Source organism: Streptomyces sp. NPDC003036, assembly GCF_040611175.1.
In the GTDB taxonomy this organism is placed as follows: domain Bacteria; phylum Actinomycetota; class Actinomycetes; order Streptomycetales; family Streptomycetaceae; genus Streptomyces.
This window is the reverse complement of record NZ_JBEXNO010000018.1, coordinates 77,319-96,586: the sequence shown is the minus strand read 5'-3', so window position 1 is coordinate 96,586 and position 19,268 is coordinate 77,319. Positions and strand designations below refer to the sequence as shown.

Annotated in this window: 20 protein-coding genes; 17 read left to right on the top strand and 3 right to left on the bottom strand. The window is 72.5% G+C overall.

Annotated features, from left to right (window positions below; translation table 11 throughout):
• The first annotated feature begins 28 nt into the window (after nt 1-28).
• The 11 genes from pyrE (at nt 29) to ABZX67_RS15780 (ending at nt 10,177) form a co-directional block, all read left to right on the top strand.
• On the top strand, nt 29-577 hold the full coding sequence (pyrE, locus tag ABZX67_RS15830) for an orotate phosphoribosyltransferase (RefSeq protein WP_355359927.1): 549 nt from the start codon (nt 29-31) through the stop codon (nt 575-577).
• 176 nt (nt 578-753) lie between these two features.
• On the top strand, nt 754-1,776 hold the full coding sequence (fbaA, locus tag ABZX67_RS15825) for a class II fructose-bisphosphate aldolase (RefSeq protein ID WP_355359924.1): 1,023 nt from the start codon (nt 754-756) through the stop codon (nt 1,774-1,776).
• A gap of 65 nt (nt 1,777-1,841) precedes the next feature.
• The gene (locus ABZX67_RS15820; RefSeq protein ID WP_355359921.1) at nt 1,842-2,255 is read left to right on the top strand and encodes a DUF3151 domain-containing protein; all 414 of its coding nucleotides are present in this window, start codon (nt 1,842-1,844) and stop codon (nt 2,253-2,255) included.
• A 103-nt stretch (nt 2,256-2,358) separates the two neighbouring features.
• On the top strand, nt 2,359-3,342 hold the full coding sequence (locus ABZX67_RS15815; protein ID WP_355359918.1) for a DUF3152 domain-containing protein: 984 nt from the start codon (nt 2,359-2,361) through the stop codon (nt 3,340-3,342).
• Between the two features lie 280 nt (nt 3,343-3,622).
• Nucleotides 3,623-4,468 (top strand): tryptophan 2,3-dioxygenase, encoded by an 846-nt coding sequence (kynA, locus tag ABZX67_RS15810; RefSeq protein WP_355359910.1) that lies wholly within the window; start codon nt 3,623-3,625, stop codon nt 4,466-4,468.
• Nucleotides 4,461-5,669 carry a kynureninase gene (kynU, locus tag ABZX67_RS15805; protein ID WP_355359907.1) on the top strand — a complete coding sequence of 403 codons (1,209 nt, stop codon included), beginning with the start codon at nt 4,461-4,463 and terminating at the stop codon, nt 5,667-5,669. Before kynA ends, kynU begins: the two co-directional genes overlap by 8 nt.
• Nucleotides 5,670-5,759: 90 nt before the next feature.
• Nucleotides 5,760-6,644 (top strand): alpha/beta hydrolase, encoded by an 885-nt coding sequence (locus ABZX67_RS15800; RefSeq protein WP_355359904.1) that lies wholly within the window; start codon nt 5,760-5,762, stop codon nt 6,642-6,644.
• A gap of 135 nt (nt 6,645-6,779) precedes the next feature.
• Nucleotides 6,780-8,024 (top strand): histidine kinase, encoded by a 1,245-nt coding sequence (locus ABZX67_RS15795; RefSeq protein ID WP_355360049.1) that lies wholly within the window; start codon nt 6,780-6,782, stop codon nt 8,022-8,024.
• Complete coding sequence (locus ABZX67_RS15790) at nt 8,021-8,680, top strand: response regulator transcription factor (protein WP_355359901.1); 660 nt, start codon at nt 8,021-8,023, stop codon at nt 8,678-8,680. Before ABZX67_RS15795 ends, ABZX67_RS15790 begins: the two co-directional genes overlap by 4 nt.
• 20 nt (nt 8,681-8,700) lie before the next feature.
• A complete protein-coding gene (locus ABZX67_RS15785) occupies nt 8,701-9,900 on the top strand; it encodes a cytochrome P450 (protein ID WP_355359898.1) in 1,200 nt (399 codons plus the stop codon).
• Between the two features lie 25 nt (nt 9,901-9,925).
• Nucleotides 9,926-10,177: a hypothetical protein gene (locus ABZX67_RS15780; RefSeq protein WP_355359895.1), complete on the top strand. Its 252-nt coding sequence runs from the start codon at nt 9,926-9,928 to the stop codon at nt 10,175-10,177.
• 14 nt (nt 10,178-10,191) lie between these two features.
• On the opposite strand, the gene ABZX67_RS15775 is transcribed toward ABZX67_RS15780, so the two are convergent.
• Nucleotides 10,192-11,013 carry a diacylglycerol kinase gene (locus ABZX67_RS15775; RefSeq protein WP_355359892.1) on the bottom strand — a complete coding sequence of 274 codons (822 nt, stop codon included), beginning with the start codon at nt 11,011-11,013 and terminating at the stop codon, nt 10,192-10,194.
• A gap of 143 nt (nt 11,014-11,156) precedes the next feature.
• Here ABZX67_RS15775 and ABZX67_RS15770 point away from each other — a divergent pair, with 143 nt between their 5' ends.
• Nucleotides 11,157-12,440, top strand: a complete 1,284-nt coding sequence (locus tag ABZX67_RS15770; RefSeq protein ID WP_355359889.1) for an adenylosuccinate synthase — start codon at nt 11,157-11,159, stop codon at nt 12,438-12,440.
• Between the two features lie 28 nt (nt 12,441-12,468).
• On the opposite strand, the gene ABZX67_RS15765 is transcribed toward ABZX67_RS15770, so the two are convergent.
• On the bottom strand, nt 12,469-14,379 hold the full coding sequence (locus ABZX67_RS15765; protein WP_355359886.1) for a serine/threonine-protein kinase: 1,911 nt from the start codon (nt 14,377-14,379) through the stop codon (nt 12,469-12,471).
• 134 nt (nt 14,380-14,513) lie between these two features.
• Here ABZX67_RS15765 and ABZX67_RS15760 point away from each other — a divergent pair, with 134 nt between their 5' ends.
• From ABZX67_RS15760 to ABZX67_RS15745, 4 genes are all read left to right on the top strand, one after another.
• Nucleotides 14,514-15,428 (top strand): glycoside hydrolase family 19 protein, encoded by a 915-nt coding sequence (locus ABZX67_RS15760; protein ID WP_355359883.1) that lies wholly within the window; start codon nt 14,514-14,516, stop codon nt 15,426-15,428.
• 374 nt (nt 15,429-15,802) lie between these two features.
• Nucleotides 15,803-16,576: a hypothetical protein gene (locus ABZX67_RS15755; protein ID WP_355359880.1), complete on the top strand. Its 774-nt coding sequence runs from the start codon at nt 15,803-15,805 to the stop codon at nt 16,574-16,576.
• 114 nt (nt 16,577-16,690) lie between these two features.
• On the top strand, nt 16,691-16,954 hold the full coding sequence (locus tag ABZX67_RS15750; protein WP_355359877.1) for a hypothetical protein: 264 nt from the start codon (nt 16,691-16,693) through the stop codon (nt 16,952-16,954).
• The gene (locus tag ABZX67_RS15745) at nt 16,951-17,352 is read left to right on the top strand and encodes a hypothetical protein (protein ID WP_355359874.1); all 402 of its coding nucleotides are present in this window, start codon (nt 16,951-16,953) and stop codon (nt 17,350-17,352) included. Before ABZX67_RS15750 ends, ABZX67_RS15745 begins: the two co-directional genes overlap by 4 nt.
• Nucleotides 17,353-17,652: 300 nt before the next feature.
• On the opposite strand, the gene ABZX67_RS15740 is transcribed toward ABZX67_RS15745, so the two are convergent.
• Nucleotides 17,653-18,459, bottom strand: coding sequence for a DUF2182 domain-containing protein (locus ABZX67_RS15740; protein WP_355360046.1), 807 nt, complete (start codon nt 18,457-18,459; stop codon nt 17,653-17,655).
• 122 nt (nt 18,460-18,581) lie between these two features.
• Between ABZX67_RS15740 and ABZX67_RS15735 the strand changes: the two genes are divergently transcribed.
• Entirely contained in the window at nt 18,582-19,244 is a 663-nt protein-coding gene (locus ABZX67_RS15735) for a DUF1326 domain-containing protein (protein ID WP_355359871.1), read from the top strand.
• Nucleotides 19,245-19,268: the final 24 nt, after the last annotated feature.

Here is a 19,268-nt window from a genome sequence, read left to right as displayed (position 1 = left end):
GTGAGCGGCGGCGCTTAAGCTCGGGGGCATGACTGACGTACGTGCCGAGCTGCTGCAGCAGATCAAGGACAAGGCCGTGGTGCACGGCAAGGTGACCCTCTCCTCGGGTCTGGAGGCCGACTACTACGTCGACCTGCGCCGGATCACCCTGGACGGCGCTGCCGCACCGCTCGTGGGTCAGGTCATGCTCGATCTGACCGCCGACCTCGACTACGACGCGGTGGGCGGCCTCACCCTCGGCGCCGACCCGGTTGCCACTTCGATGCTGCACGCGTCCGCCGCGCGCGGCCGGCAGCTCGACGCCTTCGTCGTCCGCAAGGCGGCCAAGGCGCACGGCATGCAGCGCCGTGTGGAGGGCCCGGACATCAAGGGCCGCCGCGTCCTCGTCGTGGAGGACACCTCCACCACCGGCGGTTCGCCGCTGACGGCCGTCGAGGCGGTCCGCGAGGCGGGCGCGGAGGTCGTCGCCGTGGCGACGATCGTCGACCGGGCCACCGGCGCGGCGGAGAAGATCAGCGAGACGGCGGGTGTGCCGTACCTCTACGCGTACGCCCTCGACGAGCTCGGTCTCGCCTGACGTATCTGACCTGCGGTGTTGCCGAGGGGCGGTCTGTTTCACGTGAAACGGACCGCCCCTCTTGGCACGCGCCGGTGGAGCTCGGGCCCCCGTCTGGGATGATGAGTGCGACGATGACGTCGCCCCCAGGTCAGGGATAGCAACGAACGCAACCGCACATCACAAGGAGCGGACAGATGCCCATCGCAACCCCCGAGGTCTACACCGAGATGCTCGACCGGGCGAAGGCAGGCAAGTTCGCCTACCCGGCCATCAACGTCACCTCGTCGCAGACTCTGCACGCGGCCCTGCGGGGCTTCGCGGAGGCCGAGAGCGACGGCATCATCCAGATCTCGACCGGTGGTGCGGAGTTCCTGGGCGGCCAGTACAGCAAGGACATGGTCACGGGCGCGGTCGCCCTGGCCGAGTTCGCGCACATCGTCGCCGCGAAGTACGACATCACCGTCGCGCTCCACACCGACCACTGCCCGAAGGACAAGCTGGACGGCTACGTGCGTCCGCTGCTCGCCCTGTCCGCCGAGCGCGTCGCCAAGGGTGAGAACCCGCTGTTCCAGTCCCACATGTGGGACGGCTCCGCCGAGACCCTCGCCGACAACCTGGCCATCGGCCAGGAGCTGCTCGCGCAGGCCGCCGCCGCGAAGATCATCCTTGAGGTCGAGATCACCCCGACCGGCGGCGAGGAGGACGGCGTCACCCACGAGATCAACGACGAGCTGTACACCACCGTCGACGACGCCATCCGCACCGCCGAGGCGCTCGGCCTGGGCGAGAAGGGCCGCTACCTGCTGGCCGCCTCCTTCGGCAACGTCCACGGCGTCTACAAGCCGGGCAACGTCGTGCTCCGCCCCGAGCTGCTCAAGGACCTCCAGCAGGGTGTCGCCGAGCGCTTCGGCAAGGCCAACCCCTTCGACTTCGTCTTCCACGGCGGCTCCGGCTCCACGCAGGAGGAGATCTCCACCGCGCTGGAGAACGGCGTCGTGAAGATGAACATCGACACGGACACCCAGTACGCCTTCACCCGTCCGGTCGCGGACCACATGTTCAAGAACTACGACGGCGTGCTGAAGGTCGACGGCGAGGTCGGCTCCAAGAAGACCTACGACCCGCGCACCTGGGGCAAGCTGGCCGAGGCGGGCATGGCCCAGCGCGTCACCGAGGCGTGCGCGGCGCTGCGCTCCACCGGCACCAAGCTGAAGTAACGACCTGATCGTCCGACACAGGCCCGGCATCGCTCCCGCGGTGCCGGGCCTGTGACACTAGGGGCATGTCCCTTCACGAGAACCTGCTGGGCGGTCCGCCCCCCACGCACCTCCCCGACGACCCGGAGCCGCGCGAGCTGCTGGCCTCCGGTGCCGCGCCCTCCGACGTCGCCGCCAAGTACCCGTCGTCCTCGCTGGCGTGGGCGCAGCTCGCCGACGACGCGTTCCAGGCCGGCCGGGTCGTGGAGTCGTACGCGTACGCCAGGACCGGTTACCACCGCGGCCTGGACGCCCTCCGCCGCAACGGCTGGAAGGGCCACGGCCCGGTGCCGTGGGAGCACGAGCCGAACCGGGGCTTCCTGCGGGCCCTGCACGCCCTGGCGCGCGCCGCGCAGGCGATCGGTGAGCAGGAGGAGTACGAGCGCTGCTCGACGTTCCTGCGCGACTCCTCGCCCCTCGCGGCCGACACCCTCGGCTGACCCGCCCCGAAGGCGCGGCCCGCCTCCACGACGGGCCCCGCCCAGCCGTCTACCGCCCGGTACGATCGCACAAGCCAGCGAATCACCGGGGGGAAGATCACTCGTGGGCAAACGTGCCGCCGCACCCACAGGAGGCCGTCGCCGCAAGGGCGGTGGCGGCAGACGGCGCGGCGGCACCCGCCGTGCGGCCCGCCGTTCCGCCGTCCCGAGGGTGCTGCTCGCCCTCGGCCTGGTGACCCTCTGCCTCGGCGGCGCCGCCGCCGTCGCGCAGTGGCGGGACGGCGGCACGGACGAGCCGACCGCCGCGGGCCGCCCCGGAAACGCCGGCAGCACCCTCGCGCCGCCCGCCGGCACTCCGCTGGAGGAGCCGGCGCCGCCGAGCGCGTCGCCCGACCGGTCCGCCGCCGCCTCGCCGCGCGCGAGCCGCAGCGCCTCGCCCCGCGCCCCGGAGCCCGGCAAGGCCCGGCCCCCGGAGCAGCAGCCCCCGGCCGCGGTGCCGTCCTCCGTGCCGTCCTCCGGCGCCGGGACCTTCACCACCGCCCGCACCGGCGGCGACAAGGTCGGCACCGGCCCGCTGCGCCGCTACCGCGTCCAGGTCGAGGACGGCATCGACGGCGTCGGCGGCCTGGAGATCTCCGCCGCCCAGGCCGCTCAGGAGATCGAGGGGATCCTCGCGCACCCGCGGGGCTGGGCCGCGCACGGCCGCGGCTCCTTCCAGCTGGTGACGGAGGACGCCGACTTCGTCATCCGGATCGCCACCCCCGACACCGCCGACGCGCTGTGCGGGGCGCAGGGGCTCGACACGGGCGGCGAGCTGAACTGCGAGACCGTCGACGGCGTCGTCGTGAACCTCAAGCGCTGGATGCTCGGCTCGCCCACGTTCGCCGGTACCCCGGCCGAGTACCGGCACCTGATCATCAACCACGAGATCGGGCACGAGATAGGCATCCGGCAGCACATGGGCTGCCCGGGCCCCGGGCAGCCCGCCCCGGTGATGATGCAGCAGATCAAGGGCCTGGACGGCTGCGTCTCCAACGCCTGGCCGTACGCCGAGGACGGCCGGTACCTCACGGGGCCGATCGTGTGAGGAAGCCGGTCGTGTCATGATGCGACTGGGGTCGCACACAGACACCGTGCAGGCGCACGCGTGTGCGATCCCGAGGGGACCGGGGCCCTACCTGCCGGGACACTCGCGAGTGAGCCAAAGGGGCGCGCGGGCGTCGAAAGGGAGAACGCGCGGAGGTCGCGAGGTACGAGCGGCCGAGCACGATCGACCGTCGACGCACGCTTGAGCGCCCCGGAGGCGAACCGAGCGCCCAAAAGGGGGGCAGACCGCTACCCGGTAGCACGCATTGATGGAGACAGCGATGTCTACTTCCCCCGACGCCTCCGCGGCCGGTTCGGACACCCCGAACCTCGACTTCGCAGGCACGACGCCGTACGAGGACTACGTCCAGGCGGACGTCCTCACCCACCTCCAGCACCCCCTCTCGGACGATCCGGGAGAGATGGTCTTCCTGGTCACCACCCAGGTCATGGAGCTGTGGTTCACCGTCATCGTCCACGAGTGGGAGACCGCGAGCCGCGCCCTGCGCGAGGACCGCCTCCCCGTCGCGATGGACGCGCTGAAGCGCTCCGTGCGCGAGCTGGAGGCGCTGAACGCCTCCTGGACGCCGCTCGCCCAGCTGACCCCCGCGCAGTTCAACTCCTACCGCAGCGCCCTCGGCGAGGGCTCCGGCTTCCAGTCGGCGATGTACCGGCGGCTGGAGTTCCTGCTCGGTGACAAGTCCGCGTCGATGCTGGTGCCGCACCGCGGCGCGCCGCGCGTCCACGCCGAGCTGGAGAAGGCGCTGTACGAGCCGAGCCTGTACGACGAGGTGCTGCGGCTCCTCGCGCGGCGCGGCCTGCCGGTGCCGGCGGAGGTCCTCGACCGCGACCTGTCGCAGAGGTACGAGCCGTCGCAGGCCGTGGAGGAGATCTGGGCGAGCGTCTACGCGGACCCGGACCAGAACGGCGAACTCGTGCGCCTCGGCGAGGCGTTGACGGACGTCGCCGAGCTGGTGTGGCGGTGGCGCAACGACCATCTCGTGGCCACGCGCCGCGCGATGGGCTCCAAGACGGGCACGGGCGGCTCCGCCGGGGTGGCCTGGCTGGAGAAGCGGGCCCGCAAGAACGTGTTCCCCGAGCTGTGGACGGCGCGCAGTCATGTCTGAACTCCGGAACCGGGCGTCCCTGCTGGACGCCAAGGACGAACTGGCCAAGCACCGCGAGCTGTTCGCGCTCGACGACGGTGTCTACCTCGACGGCAACTCGCTCGGCGCGCTGCCCCGCCACGTGCCCGACCGCGTGGCCGACGTCATCAACCGCCAGTGGGGCGAGCTGCGCATCCGCTCGTGGGACGAGAGCGGCTGGTGGACCGCGCCCGAGCGGATCGGCGACCGGATCGCGCCCCTCGTCGGCGCGGCGCCCGGCCAGGTGGTGGTCGGTGACTCGACGAGCGTCAACGTCTTCAAGGCGCTGGTCGGGGCCGTACGGCTGGCCGGCGAGGACCGCGACGAGATCCTGGTCGACGCGACGACGTTCCCCACGGACGGCTACCTCGCCGAGTCGGCCGCCCGCATGACCGGCAGGCGGCTGGTGCCGGCCGCGCCCGGTGACGTGCCGGCCGCCGTCGGCCCGCGGACCGCCGCCGTACTGGTCAACCACGTCGACTACCGCACCGGACGCCTCCACGACCTGCCCGGCACGACGGCGGCGATCCACGCCGCCGGCGCCCTCGCCGTGTGGGACCTGTGCCACAGCGCGGGCGCGCTCCCGGTGGGCCTGGACGCGCACGGCGTGGACCTCGCCGTCGGCTGCACGTACAAGTACCTCAACGGCGGCCCCGGCGCGCCCGCGTACCTGTACGTCGCCGAGCGCCACCAGCCGCGCTTCGACTCCCCGCTGCCCGGCTGGACCTCGCACGCCGACCCCTTCGCCATGGAGCCGCGGTACGCGGCGGCCGAGGGCGCGGTGCGCGGGCGTGTCGGCACGCCCGACATCCTCTCCATGCTGGCGCTGGAAGCGGCGCTGGACGTGTGGGACGGGGTGTCCATCGAGGCCGTACGGGCCAAGAGCCTCGCGCTGACGGACTTCTTCCTGGAGTGCGTGCGCGCGTACGTCCCCGAGGGCCGGCTCACGTCCGTGACGCCCGAGGCGCACGCCGAGCGCGGCAGCCAGGTCGCGTTCCGCTGCCCGGAGGCTCCCGCCGTGATGAAGGAGCTCATCGCCCGGGGCATCGTCGGCGACCTGCGCCGCCCTGACGTGCTGCGATTCGGCTTCACGCCGCTGTACGTCGGGTTCGCCGACACCGAGCGGGCGGCGCGCGTGCTGGCGGACGTGCTCGTGGACGTTCTTTCGGGGCGTACGGGCTGATGTTCGGCCCTGATCTGCGGGGGCGCCAGTCCTGGTACCGTCCCCGCAGGTCAGGCCAATTCGGCCCCGTCACCGAAAGGTTGAGCAACCATGCCCGACCCTGCCGCACGCGCCGCACGCGCCGCTCGCGACGCCGCCGAGGAGGCGTCGGCCCTGTCGCATCCGGCCGTCGACCCGGACTCCACCGCCGCGTACGGTGACCACCCGGACCAGGTCGTGGACTTCTACGCCCCGCGCCAGGGCGAGTGCGCGCCGCTCGTCGTCGTGCTGCACGGCGGCGCCTGGCGGGCTCCGTACGACCGCCGCCACGTCACGCCCTTCGCGGACTTCCTGGCGCGCCGCGGTTTCGCCGTCGCCAACGTCGAGTACCGCCGGGGCGGCGAGATCCCCGCGCCCCGGGGCAACGGCCCGGTCGCCGGGCGGTGGCCGGAGACCTTCGACGACGTGGCCGCCGCGCTCGACGCCCTGCCCGGGCTCGTACGCACCCACCTGCCGCAGGCCGACCCGCGGCGCACGGTCGTCACCGGGCACTCGGCGGGCGGCCACCTGGCGCTGTGGGCGGCCGCCCGGCATGTCCTGCCCGCCGGTTCGCCCTGGCGCCTCGACGCGCCGCCCGAGCTGCGCGGCGTCGTCGCCCTCGCGCCCATCGCGCACTTCGAGCGCGCGGTGGAGCTGGACGTCTGCGGCGGTGCGGTGTCCCAGCTGCTCGGCGGCGAGGCGGAATGGAAGGAGCGGGCGGCTGTGGCCGACCCGGCCGCCCTGCTGCCGACGGGCATCGCCACGGCCGTGGTGCAGGGCCGTGACGACACCGTCGTCCCGCAGGCCGTCGCCGAGGCGTACGTGGACGCGGCGGCCAGGGCGGGCGAGATGGTCGGGCTGACGCTGCTGGACGGCGTGGGCCACTTCCCGCTGATCGACCCGGCGGCGGACGCGTGCGCGGTGGTGGCGGAGGAGATCGCCCAGCTGGCCTGGTGAGGGGAGCCCGGTAGTACCCGGTAGTACCTGGGACGGACCCGGAAGGATCCGCACCGAAGGGGACGACCGCCGCCCGGGCGCGCGCCTACGGTGGACGGCGTGACCGACACCAAGACCCGCAGCCCGGAGTACCGGATGGCGCACGGCCTGCTCCAGGGCCTGCGCCGTGAGCTCCTCGACGACGCCCTCGCCTACCGGCTGCTCCCGCCGATGGGGACGGACGGACCGGTGACCAGGCGGCTGCCACGCCTGATACGCGGCTACCTCGCGTGGTTCCCGCACGCCCTCGTGGTCGGGGCCGCCCTGGTGGTCCTCGGCCTCGGGTACACGGACGGCCAGCCGGTCACCGGGCTCGTCCCGGCCGCCGCCGTCCTGCTCACGCTCGTCCGGCCGGTCGCCGCCTTCTGGCTGTCGCTGCTGACCGCCCCGTTCGTCAGCGTTCTCTCCGGCTTCTGGGACGGCTGGCCCTGGGCCCCCACCAGCTTCGGCGCGCACCTCGTCGTGCTGACCGTGGCGGCGGCCCGGACCCGCCCGCGCGCCGCCGTGTGGATGTGGGCGCTGACCGGGATCTACGGGTTCTTCTGCGAGGCCGTCCTCAGCCACGGCAGCGGCAACCAGACCGCGCCCATGATGGTCATGTCCGCCCTCGTCCTGCTGGTCGTCGCCGTGCTGCACACCCGCCGCGAGGCCCGGCAGGAGATCACCGCCCAGCAGTCCGTCACCGAGCGGGAGCGGTCCATGCGCACCCTGCTGGAGGAGCGCACGACCATCGCCCGCGAGCTGCACGACGTGGTCGCCCACCACATGTCGGTCGTCGCCATCCAGGCGGAGGCCGCGCCCTACCGGGTGGAGAACCCGCCGCCCGAGCTGGAGCAGGCGTTCGCGACGATCCGCGAGAACGCCGTCGCCGCGCTGACCGAGCTGCGCCGCGTCCTTGGCGTCGTACGGGCCCAGGACTACGAGGCGCCGGACGCCCCGCAGCCGACCCTCGCCGACCTCGGCGGGCTGGTCGCCAACGTCCGCGAGGCGGGCCTCGCCGTCGAGTCGGCGGTGACCGGCGCGGTGCGGGAGCTGCCGCAGGGCGTGGAGCTCTCCGCGTACCGGATCGTGCAGGAGGCGCTCAGCAACGTACTGCGGCACGCGCCGGGCGCGGCGGCGAAGGTGGAGGTGGCGTACGTCCTCGGCGGCCTGGGCCTCAGAATCGTCAACGGCCCGGCGAAGGGACTGGTGAAGCCCTCACCGGGACCGGGTCACGGGATCACGGGCATGCGGGAGCGGGTGGCGATGCTCGACGGCGAGATGACCGCCGGGGCGACGGACGACGGCGGCTACGAAGTCGCGGTGTTCCTGCCGGTGCCCGCGGTGAAGGATCCGGCATGACCATCCGCGTACTGATCGTCGACGACCAGATGATGGTCCGCGAGGGCTTCTCCGTCCTGCTGAACGCCATGCCCGGCATCGAGGTCGCGGGCGAGGCCGTCAACGGCCGCGAGGCCATCGCGCGGGTCGCGGAGCTGCGCCCGGACGTCGTCCTGATGGACATCCGCATGCCGGAGATGAACGGCATCGACGCCACCCGCGAGATCGTCGCGGCGGACGGCGACGCGAAGGTGCTGGTGCTGACCACCTTCGACCTGGACGAGTACGTGTACCAGGCGCTGCGCGCCGGAGCGTCCGGCTTCCTGCTGAAGGACGCCTCGGCGCGGCAGCTGGCGGACGGCGTACGGGTCGTGGCGGCGGGCGAGGCGCTGCTGGCGCCGACCGTCACCAAGCGGCTGATCACCGAGTTCGCGCAGCGGGCCGAGCCGCCGCGGGCGCCGGCGTCGGCGCAGGTCGGCGACCTGACGGAGCGCGAGACGGAGGTGCTGGTGCTGATCGCGCAGGGCCTGTCGAACGCCGAGATCGCGTCCCGTCTGGTCGTCGCCGAGTCCACGATCAAGACGCATGTGAGCCGCGTCCTGGTGAAGCTGGGGCTGCGGGACCGGACGCAGGCGGCGGTGTTCGCGTACGAGGCGAGGCTGGTGACGCCGGGCTGAGCGCTGCGTAAGGTCGGCGCATGGACTTCGACCCGTGGTCCCCGCAGTTCGTGGCCGACCCGTACCCCGCCTACGCCGAGCTGCGCGCCCGGGGCCGGGCGCACTTCTTCGAGCCGACGCGCCAGTGGCTGGTGCCGCACCACGCCGATGTGTCCGCGCTGCTGCGGGACCGGCGGCTGGGGCGGACGTACCGGCACCGCTTCACGGACGCGGACTTCGGCCGCACGCCGCCCCCGGCCGCGCACGAGCCGTTCCACACCCTCAACGACCACGGGATGCTGGACCTGGAGCCGCCGGACCACACGCGGATCCGGCGGCTGGTGTCGAAGGCGTTCACGCCGCGGACGGTGGAGCGGCTGCGGCCGTACGTCGACCGGCTCGCCGGCGAGCTGGTGGACGCCTTGGTGGTGGAGGGCGGGGGAGACCTGCTGACCGCCGTCGCCGAGCCGCTGCCGGTCGCGGTCATCGCGGAGATGCTCGGCATCCCGGAGTCGGACCGGGGGCTGCTGCGGCCGTGGTCGGCGGCGATCTGCGGGATGTTCGAGCTGAACCCGTCGGAGGAAACGGCGCGGGCGGCCGTCGCCGCGTCGGTCGAGTTCTCCGCGTACCTGCGGGGCCTGATCGCCGAGCGGCGTACGGCGCCGGGCGAGGACCTGATCAGCGCGCTGGTCGCCGCGTACGAGGAGGGCGACCGGCTCAGCGAGCAGGAGATGGTCTCCACGTGCGTGCTGCTGCTGAACGCGGGCCACGAGGCGACGGTCAACACCACCGTGAACGGCTGGTGGGCCCTCTTCCGCCACCCCGAGCAGCTCGCGGCCCTGCGGGCGGGCGAGGTCGAGTTGTCCACAGCTGTGGAGGAACTCCTCCGCTACGACACCCCGCTCCAGCTCTTCGAGCGCTGGGTGCTGGACGACATCGAGATCGATGGCACCACCATCCCGCGCGGCTCCGAGGTCGCCCTGCTCTTCGGCTCCGCCAACCGCGACCCGGCAGCCTTCGACCACCCCGACACGCTGGACCTGTCCCGCCGGGACAACCCCCACGTCTCCTTCGGCGCGGGCATCCACTACTGCCTCGGCGCCCCGCTGGCCCGCGTCGAGCTGGCCGCGTCGCTGACGGCACTGCTGGAGCGCGCGCCGACGCTGCGGCTCGTGGAGGAGCCGGAGCGGGGGTCACACTTCGTGATCCGTGGGCTGAAGGGGATATCGGTGGAGGTCTGAGCCGCACGGGTGAAATCATGGACGGATGTCAACTGCCCTGCGCCGTACCGCCGCTGTCCTCGTCCTGCTCGCCGGAGCCGCCCTCGCCTTCTGGGTCGTCTTCGGGGCGCCCCACGACTGGACGGGCGGCATGCGGCTCCTCAAGTGGGCCCTCGGCCTGACCTCCCTGGGCCTGATATCCGGCAGCGCGTGGCTGATGTTCCCCGGCTCGGCGGACGACGACGAGGACAGCGACACGAACCCCCACCCCATGACGGGCCCGCTGGACGCGTTGTAGGCCGTCGCTGAGCGTTACGCCGCCGGCAGCATCAGCGACCACGCCGACGGGCGCAGCGTCCACGTACGCGTCCACACCGGGCCCGTGACCAGGGCGTCCGCGCGGTAGCGGAAGGAGGCACCCGAGACGGTGACCGCGGCCGCCTCCGCGCGGACCGGGTCGGCCGCCCGGGGGCGTACGACCACCTCGGCGACACCGTCCCGGGACCGCACCGTCACGTCCTCGACCAGGTCGTCGAGGTCGCACAGCACCCGCCCGTCGGCCTCCACCCGGAGCCGGTACGTCCGCGTCGCCGGCCCCGGGCGTGTCCCCGGCACGGCGGAGGGCGCCGGGCGGACCAGCGTCCGCACCAGCGACCGGCAGGCGTCCCACACCGACGGGGTCTCCCCCGCCGCCCTCGCGGGCCCCGCCGGGATGCGCAGGCCCCGCACCACCACGCCGTCGCTGTCGTCGACCAGCAGGTCCAGCCGCCGCGCCGACCCGTCCAGCACCGCCCGGGCCGCCGCCACCGTCCCCAGCGGCACGCCGAGCGCCCCGGCCAGCTCCACCGTCCCGCGCGGCCCCACCGGGATCACCGACAGGGCCTCCCCGGCCAGCTCGCGGCCCCGGTGCAAATGAGCCACCGCCCGCAGCAGCGCCCGGTCGTCCCCGACCACCACCGGGCGCCGGGCGCCGCGCCGGGCCAGGGCGCGGGCGAACTCCTCGGGCCCGTCCGGAAGGCAGATTTTCGCTTCTGCGCCGGCGAGCAGTACATCTTTCGCGATCCGTACGGACTCGCCGTCACTTCGGCGGGCGACCGGGTCGATGACCACCAGGAGCTGGTCGTGAGCCGACACCTCGGTCCTTCCTCGGGTAGTCTCTTTGTGCAAGAGCCCCTTGCGCTATTGCGCCAGGGGCTTCGTCTATTCCGGGGCACACCAACAGGCGGCGTTCACGCCCCTGACCTTGGACATGCCCCGCCCGGAAGGGGTGTACGCCTGTGCCCGCACTTGTGCTGCTCGGTGCTCAGTGGGGTGACGAGGGCAAGGGAAAGGCCACCGACCTGCTCGGTGGATCGGTTGACTATGTGGTGCGCTACCAGGGTGGCAACAACGCCGGCCATACGGTCGTCGTCGGCGACCAGAAGTACGCGCTGCATCTTCTGCCGTCCGGAATCCTCTCCCCGGGATGCACCCCGGTCATCGGAAACGGCGTCGTCGTCGACCCGGCGGTCCTGCTCTCCGAGCTGAGTGGGCTGAACGAGCGCGGCGTCGACACCTCCAAGCTCCTGATCAGCGGTAACGCCCACCTGATCACCCCGTACAACGTCACCCTCGACAAGGTGACGGAACGGTTCCTCGGCAAGCGGAAGATCGGTACCACCGGCCGCGGCATCGGCCCGACGTACGCGGACAAGATCAACCGCGTCGGCATCCGCGTCCAGGACCTCTACGACGAGTCGATCCTGACCCAGAAGGTCGAGGCGGCGCTGGAGAACAAGAACCAGCTGCTCGCCAAGGTCTTCAACCGCCGCGCGATCGAGGCCGACAAGATCGTCGAGGAGATGCTCGGCTACGCGGAGCAGATCAAGCCGTTCGTCGCGGACACCACGCTGATCCTGAACAACGCCATCGACGACGGCAAGGTCGTCCTCTTCGAGGGCGGCCAGGGCACGCTGCTCGACGTCGACCACGGCACGTACCCCTTCGTCACGTCCAGCAACCCGACCGCCGGTGGCGCCTGCACCGGCGCGGGCGTCGGCCCGACGAAGATCAGCCGGGTCATCGGCATCCTCAAGGCGTACACGACCCGCGTCGGCGCCGGCCCGTTCCCGACGGAGCTCTTCGACGAGGACGGTGAGGCGCTGCGCCGCATCGGCGGCGAGCGCGGCGTGACCACCGGCCGCGACCGCCGCTGCGGCTGGTTCGACGCGGTCATCGCCCGGTACGCCACCCGCGTCAACGGCCTGACCGACTTCTTCCTCACCAAGCTCGACGTGCTGACGGGCTGGGAGCAGATCCCGGTCTGTGTCGCGTACGAGATCGACGGCAAGCGCGTCGAGGAGCTGCCGTACTCGCAGACGGACTTCCACCACGCGAAGCCGGTCTACGAGTACCTGCCCGGCTGGTCCGAGGACATCAGCAAGGCGAAGTCCTTCTCCGACCTGCCGAAGAACGCGCAGGCGTACGTGAAGGCGCTGGAGGAGATGTCCGGCGCGCCGATCTCGGCGATCGGTGTCGGCCCCGGCCGCACCGAGACGATCGAGATCAACTCCTTCCTGTAGGACCCAGGCCGCACGACGGGGAGCCCGGCTACTCCTCCTTGGAGAACTCGCCGGGCTCCCCGTCCGCGTCCATCCCGTACACCAGCAGCCGGTCCTTGCCGTCGACCCGCTGGATGCGCAGGTTCACCGACGCGCCGGACGCCGTGCACTCCCGGTCGGACGCGGCGGCGTCGACCGTGGCCGGGCCCAGCACCAGCAGGTCGCCCGCGCCGCCGAGGACGGCGGTCTCGGCGCAGTTCACCGACGTGCCGGCCACCGGCTCGCCGGTCTCCTCGTCGGTGTGCGGGTAGCTCTGCTGGAACCGGACCACCGGCGCCCCGACCGGCCCCTGCATGATGATCACCTCGTGGCTGTAGAGGTCCTGGTTCGGATCGGACACGTCGGGGTGCGGGACGTCCTTCCAGTGGCCGAGGAACGCCTCCGGCACCACCTGCGGCCCGGACCGCGCCTTGCGGAACGTGGCGGTCGCCGCGCCCGAGGTCCACTTCAGGACGTCGGGGGAGGTGAGGGTGAGCGTCTGGTGGGCGGCCGGGGTGCAGGTTTTGGCAGGCACGCTCGTCGTCACGTCGCTCTCGCCGAAGACGACCTTGTCCTCGTCCGCCGAGACGAGCGTCGACCGCCCCATGCACAGCCGCTCGCCGGCGACGTGGACGTACGTCCCCGCCTTCTCGCCGGGCACGCCGGTGCCGATCTCGATGCGGGCCGTCTCGTACGGGGCTTCCTGCGTGCCCTTGACCACGCCCTCCCAGGCGCCGTGGAAGGCGGCGGGGACGACGTTCCCGCTCCCGGCGTTGTCGGTCACGGAGCCGCCCGTCGGGGCCGACCGGTCCGCCGCGGGCGTCCGGGGCCAGAAGGCGAAGGCCAGGCCGCCCGCGACGGCGAGCGCGGTGAGGGCGGCGGCGCCGACGAGGAGCGGGCGCCGGCCCCTCTTCTCACGGGCCTCGTGCGTCTCGCGCGTCTCGCGCGTCTCGCGCGTCTCGCGCGTCTCGCGCGTCTCGCGCGTCTCGCGCGTCTCGCGCGTCTCGTGCGGTACGGGCGTCGGCGTCGGCTCCCCGTCCTCGTCCAGCAGCCGGGCGGCGAGGCGGCCCAGCTGGGCCAGCAGCCCGCCCGGCAGCCACGGCTCGGCGGCCTCGACGTGCGCGGCCAGCCACGCGGCGGTCGGGCGGTCATCCGGGTCCTTGGCCAGGCATCCGCGTACGAGCTCGTCGAGCTCGGCGGGCAGCCCGGTGAGGTCGGGCTCGTCGTGGGCGATGCGGAACATCATGGCGTGGACGCCGCTGTCGGCCGTGCCGAAGGGCGGGCAGCCGGTCGCCGCGTACGCCAGCACGGAGCCGAGGCAGAAGATGTCGGAGGCGGGGGTGAGCCGTTCGCCGCGCACCTGCTCGGGCGACATGTAGCCCGGTGACCCCACGACCGCGCCGGTGCTGGTCAGCCCGCCGTCGGTGAGGGTGTCGACGGCGCGCGCGATGCCGAAGTCGATGATCCGGGGCCCGTCGACCGTGAGCAGGATGTTGGCGGGCTTCAGGTCCCGGTGCACCAGCCCGGCCGCGTGGATGTGCTCCAGGGCGCGGGCCAGCCCGGCCGCCAGCGACCGCACGGACGCCGGGGGCAGCGGCCCGTACTCGTCGCCGACCACGGTGCGCAGGGACGGCCCGGCGACGTATCCGACGGCCACCCAGGGCGTCTCGGCCCCGGTGTCCGCGCCGAGTACGGGCGCGGTGCCGACCCCGCCGACCCGCTCCAGCGCGGCGACCTCGCGCGCGAAACGGCGCCGGAACTCGTCCTGCGCGGCCAGCTCGGCGTGGACGACCTTGACGGCGACGGTGCGCCCACCGGCCGACCGGGCGAGGTAGACGCGTCCCATGCCACCGGACCCGAGCCTGCCGAGGAGGCGGAACGGGCCGATCTGGACGGGGTCGTCACCAGTCAGAGGCTTCACGCGAACAGAGCATGCCAGAGGGCGGCCGGAGGCACCGTAACAAGGCGTGGTCGAGAAACAAGGCGTGGTCTAGACCTTGACAGGTGCAGGCCATTCGCGCTTCGTTGGTGGCCCCCCACGAAAGGGTGAGCCCCATGCTGCGACGTCTGTTGACCTTATGCGCCGCTTTCGCCACGGTCGCCGGACTGACCGTCTTCCTCCTGCCCGCCGCCTCCGCTTCGTCCGCTGCTTCGTCCACTGCTTCGGCTGCGGAGTGCGCGGCCCCCTGGAGCGCCTCCGCCGTCTACACGGGCGGCGGGACCGCCTCGTACAACGGCCGCAACTGGCTGGCGAAGTGGTGGACCCAGAACGAACGCCCCGGCACCGCCGACGTCTGGTCCGACCAGGGCGCGTGCGGCTCCGGTTCCGGGAATCCCGGCCCGTCGCCGTCCGGGTTCGTGGTGAGCGAGGCGCAGTTCCACCAGATGTTCCCGAACCGGAACGCCTTCTACACGTACAGCGGTCTGACCGCCGCGCTGAGCGCGTACCCCGCCTTCGCCACCACGGGTAGCGACACGGTGAAGAAGCAGGAGGCGGCGGCCTTCCTCGCGAACGTCTCGCACGAGACGGGCGGCCTGGTCCACATCGTCGAGCAGAACACCGCCAACTACCCCCACTACTGCGACCGGAACCAGCCCTACGGCTGCCCGGCCGGGACCGCCGCCTACTACGGCCGCGGCCCGATCCAGCTCAGCTGGAACTTCAACTACAAGGCGGCGGGCGACGCCCTCGGCATCGACCTCCTCAACCACCCCTACCGCGTCGAGCGCGAAGCGCCCATCGCCTGGAAGACGGGCCTCTGGTACTGGAACACCCAGAACGGTCCCGGCACGATGACCGCCCACAACGCGATGGTGACGGGTGCGGGCTTCGGTCACACCATCCGCGCGATCAACGGTGCCCTGGAGTGCGACGGCAAGAACCCGGCCCAGGTGCAGAGCCGCGTCAGCACCTACCAGCGCTTCGCGCAGATCCTGGGCGTGCCGACGGGCGGGAATCTGAGCTGCTGAGAGCCCTCACCCGGGACTCACCCGGGACTCGCCCGGGAGGGTGAATTCGGCATATGACAAAGGGGTGGCCGGTGGTGGACGGCCACCCCTTTTCGCTGCGAAACCGCAGGTGGGACCGGAGACCGGTTTTCGGGTCCACGGTATCCGAATGACCGTATGACAAAAGGGAGTTGATTGCGTCAAAGGGGACGTGCGGCGCTACATTCGCGGCACATCAAGCATGACGCCCCCGCAGTGCTGGAACACCCGGGGGCTCGGCATCAGGAAGAGGACTCCCAATGCGCATCCACCGTACAACGCACCCCCGCGCCTTCACCACGTTCGGTAACGCTCTCCTGCGCGATGACTCCATCTCGTGGTGCGCGGTCGGGCTGTTGACATATCTGATCAGCCTCCCCGACGGTGCCAAGGCCTCCATCCGCAAGCTCGCCGAGAAGCGCAAGGAAGGCCGCGACCGCATCGGCGCCGCCCTCCACGAGCTGGAGGAGGCCCGCTACCTGCGCAGGCTCGTACGCCGGGACGGCAAGGGCCAGTTGCGCACGGAGTACGAGGTCTTCGACACCCCGTACGACCCCGATGCCCCCGCGCCCGAGCCCCCGGCTCCGGGGGCGGGCCCCGCGCCCGAGCCCCCGGCTCCGCGTCCGGCTCCGGTTCCGGAAAATGGCGGAAACCCGGCCTTCGGCGGCCCGGGCCACGCCGCGCCAGGCCCGCTCCCCAAGGGAGAAAGAACCGGGGAAGAAGAACCTCCCTCCCGGGCCGTCGCGCTGCTGACCTCTCTCGGCCGCACCGAACCGCGCCTCGCGATGGGGGCGGCCGAGGCCGCGCCCCTGCGGGCGCTCGTCGGAGAGTGGTGGGCCGCGGGCGCCACCGACGCCGTGATCCGGGAGGCGCTGACCTCGGGCCTGCCCGCGCGCGTCCACGCCCCCGCCGCCCTCGTGGCGGACCGCCTGCGCCGCAAGAAGCCCGCACCGCGCCCGGCGGCGGCCCCGAGGGAGGGCGCCGAGTGCGACCGGTGCCGCCGCCCCGTGCCGCCGGGTGAGCCCTGCTTCCAGTGCCATCCCGCCCCGGCCGCGCGCGCCTCCTTCCGCGAGACGGCGGCCCGGCGCGGGGCGGGCCTGCGGGAGCTGGTGCGCGGCCGCCGCAGCTGAAAGCTCCCGGCTCTCCGCCCGGAGGGCCGGGTCACCCAAGAGAACAAGTGAAAGGTCGAAATGACCACCTTGCTTGACCCGCCCGAGACGGTATACCGCCGGTATACTGTCGTCATGGCCGACACCACCGTCAAGGTTGACCCCGCTGTCCGCGACCGCCTCATGGTCCTCGCCCGCGAGCGCGGCATGACCATGCGCGACCTGATCGCCGAGCTGGCCGGGGCGACGCCGACCAAGGAGGAGCTCCGGAAGCGGTACGAGGAGACCAAGGCGTACTGCGAGACGCACTTCGGTGTCACGCTGACCGACGAGGACCACGACCGCGCGGAGCAGGTCTGGCAGGAGCTGGAGGCCGGGCGGCCTGTGGACAGCCTGTGAGCCCCTCCACCGCCGTCGTGTACGACGAGTCCGCGCTCCTCGCTCTGGGCTCCGGCAACGTCCTGGCGTCCCAGTTCATCGCGAACACCCAGCGCGGCCCCACCCGGCACGTCTACGTCCCCGCCATGTGCCTCACGGCCGCCGACGGCGTCCGCAAGGGCCTGGCCGAGCACGTCGGGGCCCTGCCCGCCGCCGAGATCGTGGAGCTCGACTTCGCGGGCGTGTGCGCCGTCGGCGCGCTGATCCGGGACGGCGTGGAGTGGCGCGTCGGCCACGCGGTCCACCTGTCGCGCCCGACGCCGGACTGGCCCGATGGCCGACCGGTGGTCACGGCGGAGCCGGAGTTGTACGCGGACATGCCACTCGTACGGACCATCAGGCTGCCCGAGAAGCGCTGACGCGAGTGCGGTGCGGGGCCCGGAGCGCGCCCGGGGCCCGCACCCGCCCGGGTGCGGCGGGTGTAGGACCCCACCTGACCTAAGTGCTGGTTACGGTCACCGACCAAGCACCTCGGCGGCCGTTCCGGTCGGCCCCGGCCGGCATGCGAGACCGGAGTGGCTCCCGGTCCTCAAGGACCAGCCCGTCGGGTTCGCCGGGATGTTCCACATCCGCGACGTCGACGGCTACGTCATCGGCTTCAACGACAAGGCCGCACTCGAGGCGAGCGACCTCGGTAAGTACGCCGCCGAGTAGAACGCTCAGTGCATGTCCATGTGCATCGGCTCCTCGGGCGCCTGCAGCCCCGGCAGCAGCCCGTCCTGGAACGGTGCCAGACCGGCGAGGACCAGGAACACCACCCCGACCGCCGTCGAGAACCACGGCCCCAGCCGCCACAGCTTCTCGATGAAGATCACGGCCGCGACCCCCGCCATCGCCGCGATGTTCATGACCCCGAGCGGTACGAGGATCACCATCAGCCCCCAGCAGCAGCCGACGCAGTACAGCCCGTGGTGCGCCCCCACCCGGAAGTCCCGCGCCCGGCGCCGGAACTGCGCGTACCGCATCAGCTGCCCCATCGGGCTCCGGCAGTGCCGCAGGCAGACGTTCTTCAGCGGCCCGAGCTGCTGGAGCCCGGCCAGCAGGAAGGCCGTGAAGGCGATCCAGCGCCCAGCGTCCGGGTGGTCGCGGACCAGGTCCCCGGTCGCGGCCAGGGCCCCGTACGCGAGGAGTCCGAAGGCCGTCCACACCAGCAGGTAGCCCGCGACGAACGCCGTCGTCCGGGCCGCCCGCGTCACGCCCGTCGACTGCCGCACGATGCCCCGCGCCCAGGTGACCGCCACCGGCGCGACGGACGGCAGCATCATGGCGGCCATCATCAGCAGCCACAGCAGCAGGAAGAGGGGCAGGGCCATGCCCATGGTCCCGGGCTCGACGCCCATGTGACGGGCCTGCCCGACGGTCAGCACCCACGCGAGGACCGCGATCAGCACCAGCAGGGACCAGGCGATGGCGAGCGCCCGGGGCGGCAGAAGGTTCCCCCGCCGCAGCGGGGGTTCGGTGGCCATGCGGCGGTGCTGCGTAGCGGTGGTGGTCCTGGAGTGGTTCACGGTGGCGCTGCCCCTCCGCAGGAGACCCTTCCAGGGTGCACCCTGGAAGGGGGGCGGCGCGCGCCCAAGGAGGTCCGGAGATGAGCGACACCGACACCGACACAGCCGTCCCGCGCTGGCACGTCGTCGGCGACTGGTTCGACACCTGCAAGTGCGACATCCCGTGCCCGTGCTCGTTCGCACAGCCACCCACGGCCGGCGAGTGCGACGGGACCCTGGTCTGGCACATCCGTGAGGGCAGCTACGGGGACGTCGTCCTCGACGACCTCAACGTCCTGATGCTCGCGTCCTTCACCGGGAACATCTGGGCCGAGCACTCCGACGCCTACGCCGCCATCTTCATCGACGAGCGCGCCGATTCCGCCCAGCGCGACGCCATCGAGATGGTCTTCGGCGGCCAGGCCGGCGGCTGGCCCGCTGCCTTCGTCAGCGGCGCCGCCATGGAGATGCGGGGCATGGAGTTCGCCCCCATCGAGTTTTCGATCGAGGACGACCTGGCCTCCTGGAGCGCCGCCATCCCCGGCCGCATCGAGGCCCGCGCCGAGGCGCTCACCGGCCCGACGACCCCGGAGGGCGCACGCGTGCAGGTCACGAACCTGCCGGGTTGCGAGACCGGGCCGGGCCAGCTCGCCACCTGGGGCCGCTCGACCGCCGACCGGGCGGACGCGTACGGCTTCCAGTGGAGCCGCGAGGGCCAGTCCAGCAAACACATCACCTTCGACTGGACCGGCCCTGACGAGTAACCCGAGTAACCGTTGTGTCGCGCC

Bases quoted from the DNA above. Each gene is read 5' to 3' on its own strand.
- pyrE (WP_355359927.1), top strand. From the start codon at position 29: ATGACTGACGTACGTGCCGAGCTGCTGCAGCAGATCAAGGACAAGGCC.
- fbaA (WP_355359924.1), top strand. From the start codon at position 754: ATGCCCATCGCAACCCCCGAGGTCTACACCGAGATGCTCGACCGGGCG.
- ABZX67_RS15820 (WP_355359921.1), top strand. From the start codon at position 1,842: ATGTCCCTTCACGAGAACCTGCTGGGCGGTCCGCCCCCCACGCACCTC.
- kynA (WP_355359910.1), top strand. From the start codon at position 3,623: ATGTCTACTTCCCCCGACGCCTCCGCGGCCGGTTCGGACACCCCGAAC.
- kynU (WP_355359907.1), top strand. From the start codon at position 4,461: ATGTCTGAACTCCGGAACCGGGCGTCCCTGCTGGACGCCAAGGACGAA.
- ABZX67_RS15800 (WP_355359904.1), top strand. From the start codon at position 5,760: ATGCCCGACCCTGCCGCACGCGCCGCACGCGCCGCTCGCGACGCCGCC.
- ABZX67_RS15795 (WP_355360049.1), top strand. From the start codon at position 6,780: ATGGCGCACGGCCTGCTCCAGGGCCTGCGCCGTGAGCTCCTCGACGAC.
- ABZX67_RS15790 (WP_355359901.1), top strand. From the start codon at position 8,021: ATGACCATCCGCGTACTGATCGTCGACGACCAGATGATGGTCCGCGAG.
- ABZX67_RS15785 (WP_355359898.1), top strand. From the start codon at position 8,701: ATGGACTTCGACCCGTGGTCCCCGCAGTTCGTGGCCGACCCGTACCCC.
- ABZX67_RS15780 (WP_355359895.1), top strand. From the start codon at position 9,926: ATGTCAACTGCCCTGCGCCGTACCGCCGCTGTCCTCGTCCTGCTCGCC.
- ABZX67_RS15760 (WP_355359883.1), top strand. From the start codon at position 14,514: ATGCTGCGACGTCTGTTGACCTTATGCGCCGCTTTCGCCACGGTCGCC.
- ABZX67_RS15750 (WP_355359877.1), top strand. From the start codon at position 16,691: ATGGCCGACACCACCGTCAAGGTTGACCCCGCTGTCCGCGACCGCCTC.
- ABZX67_RS15740 (WP_355360046.1), bottom strand. From the start codon at position 18,459: ATGGCCACCGAACCCCCGCTGCGGCGGGGGAACCTTCTGCCGCCCCGG.
- ABZX67_RS15735 (WP_355359871.1), top strand. From the start codon at position 18,582: ATGAGCGACACCGACACCGACACAGCCGTCCCGCGCTGGCACGTCGTC.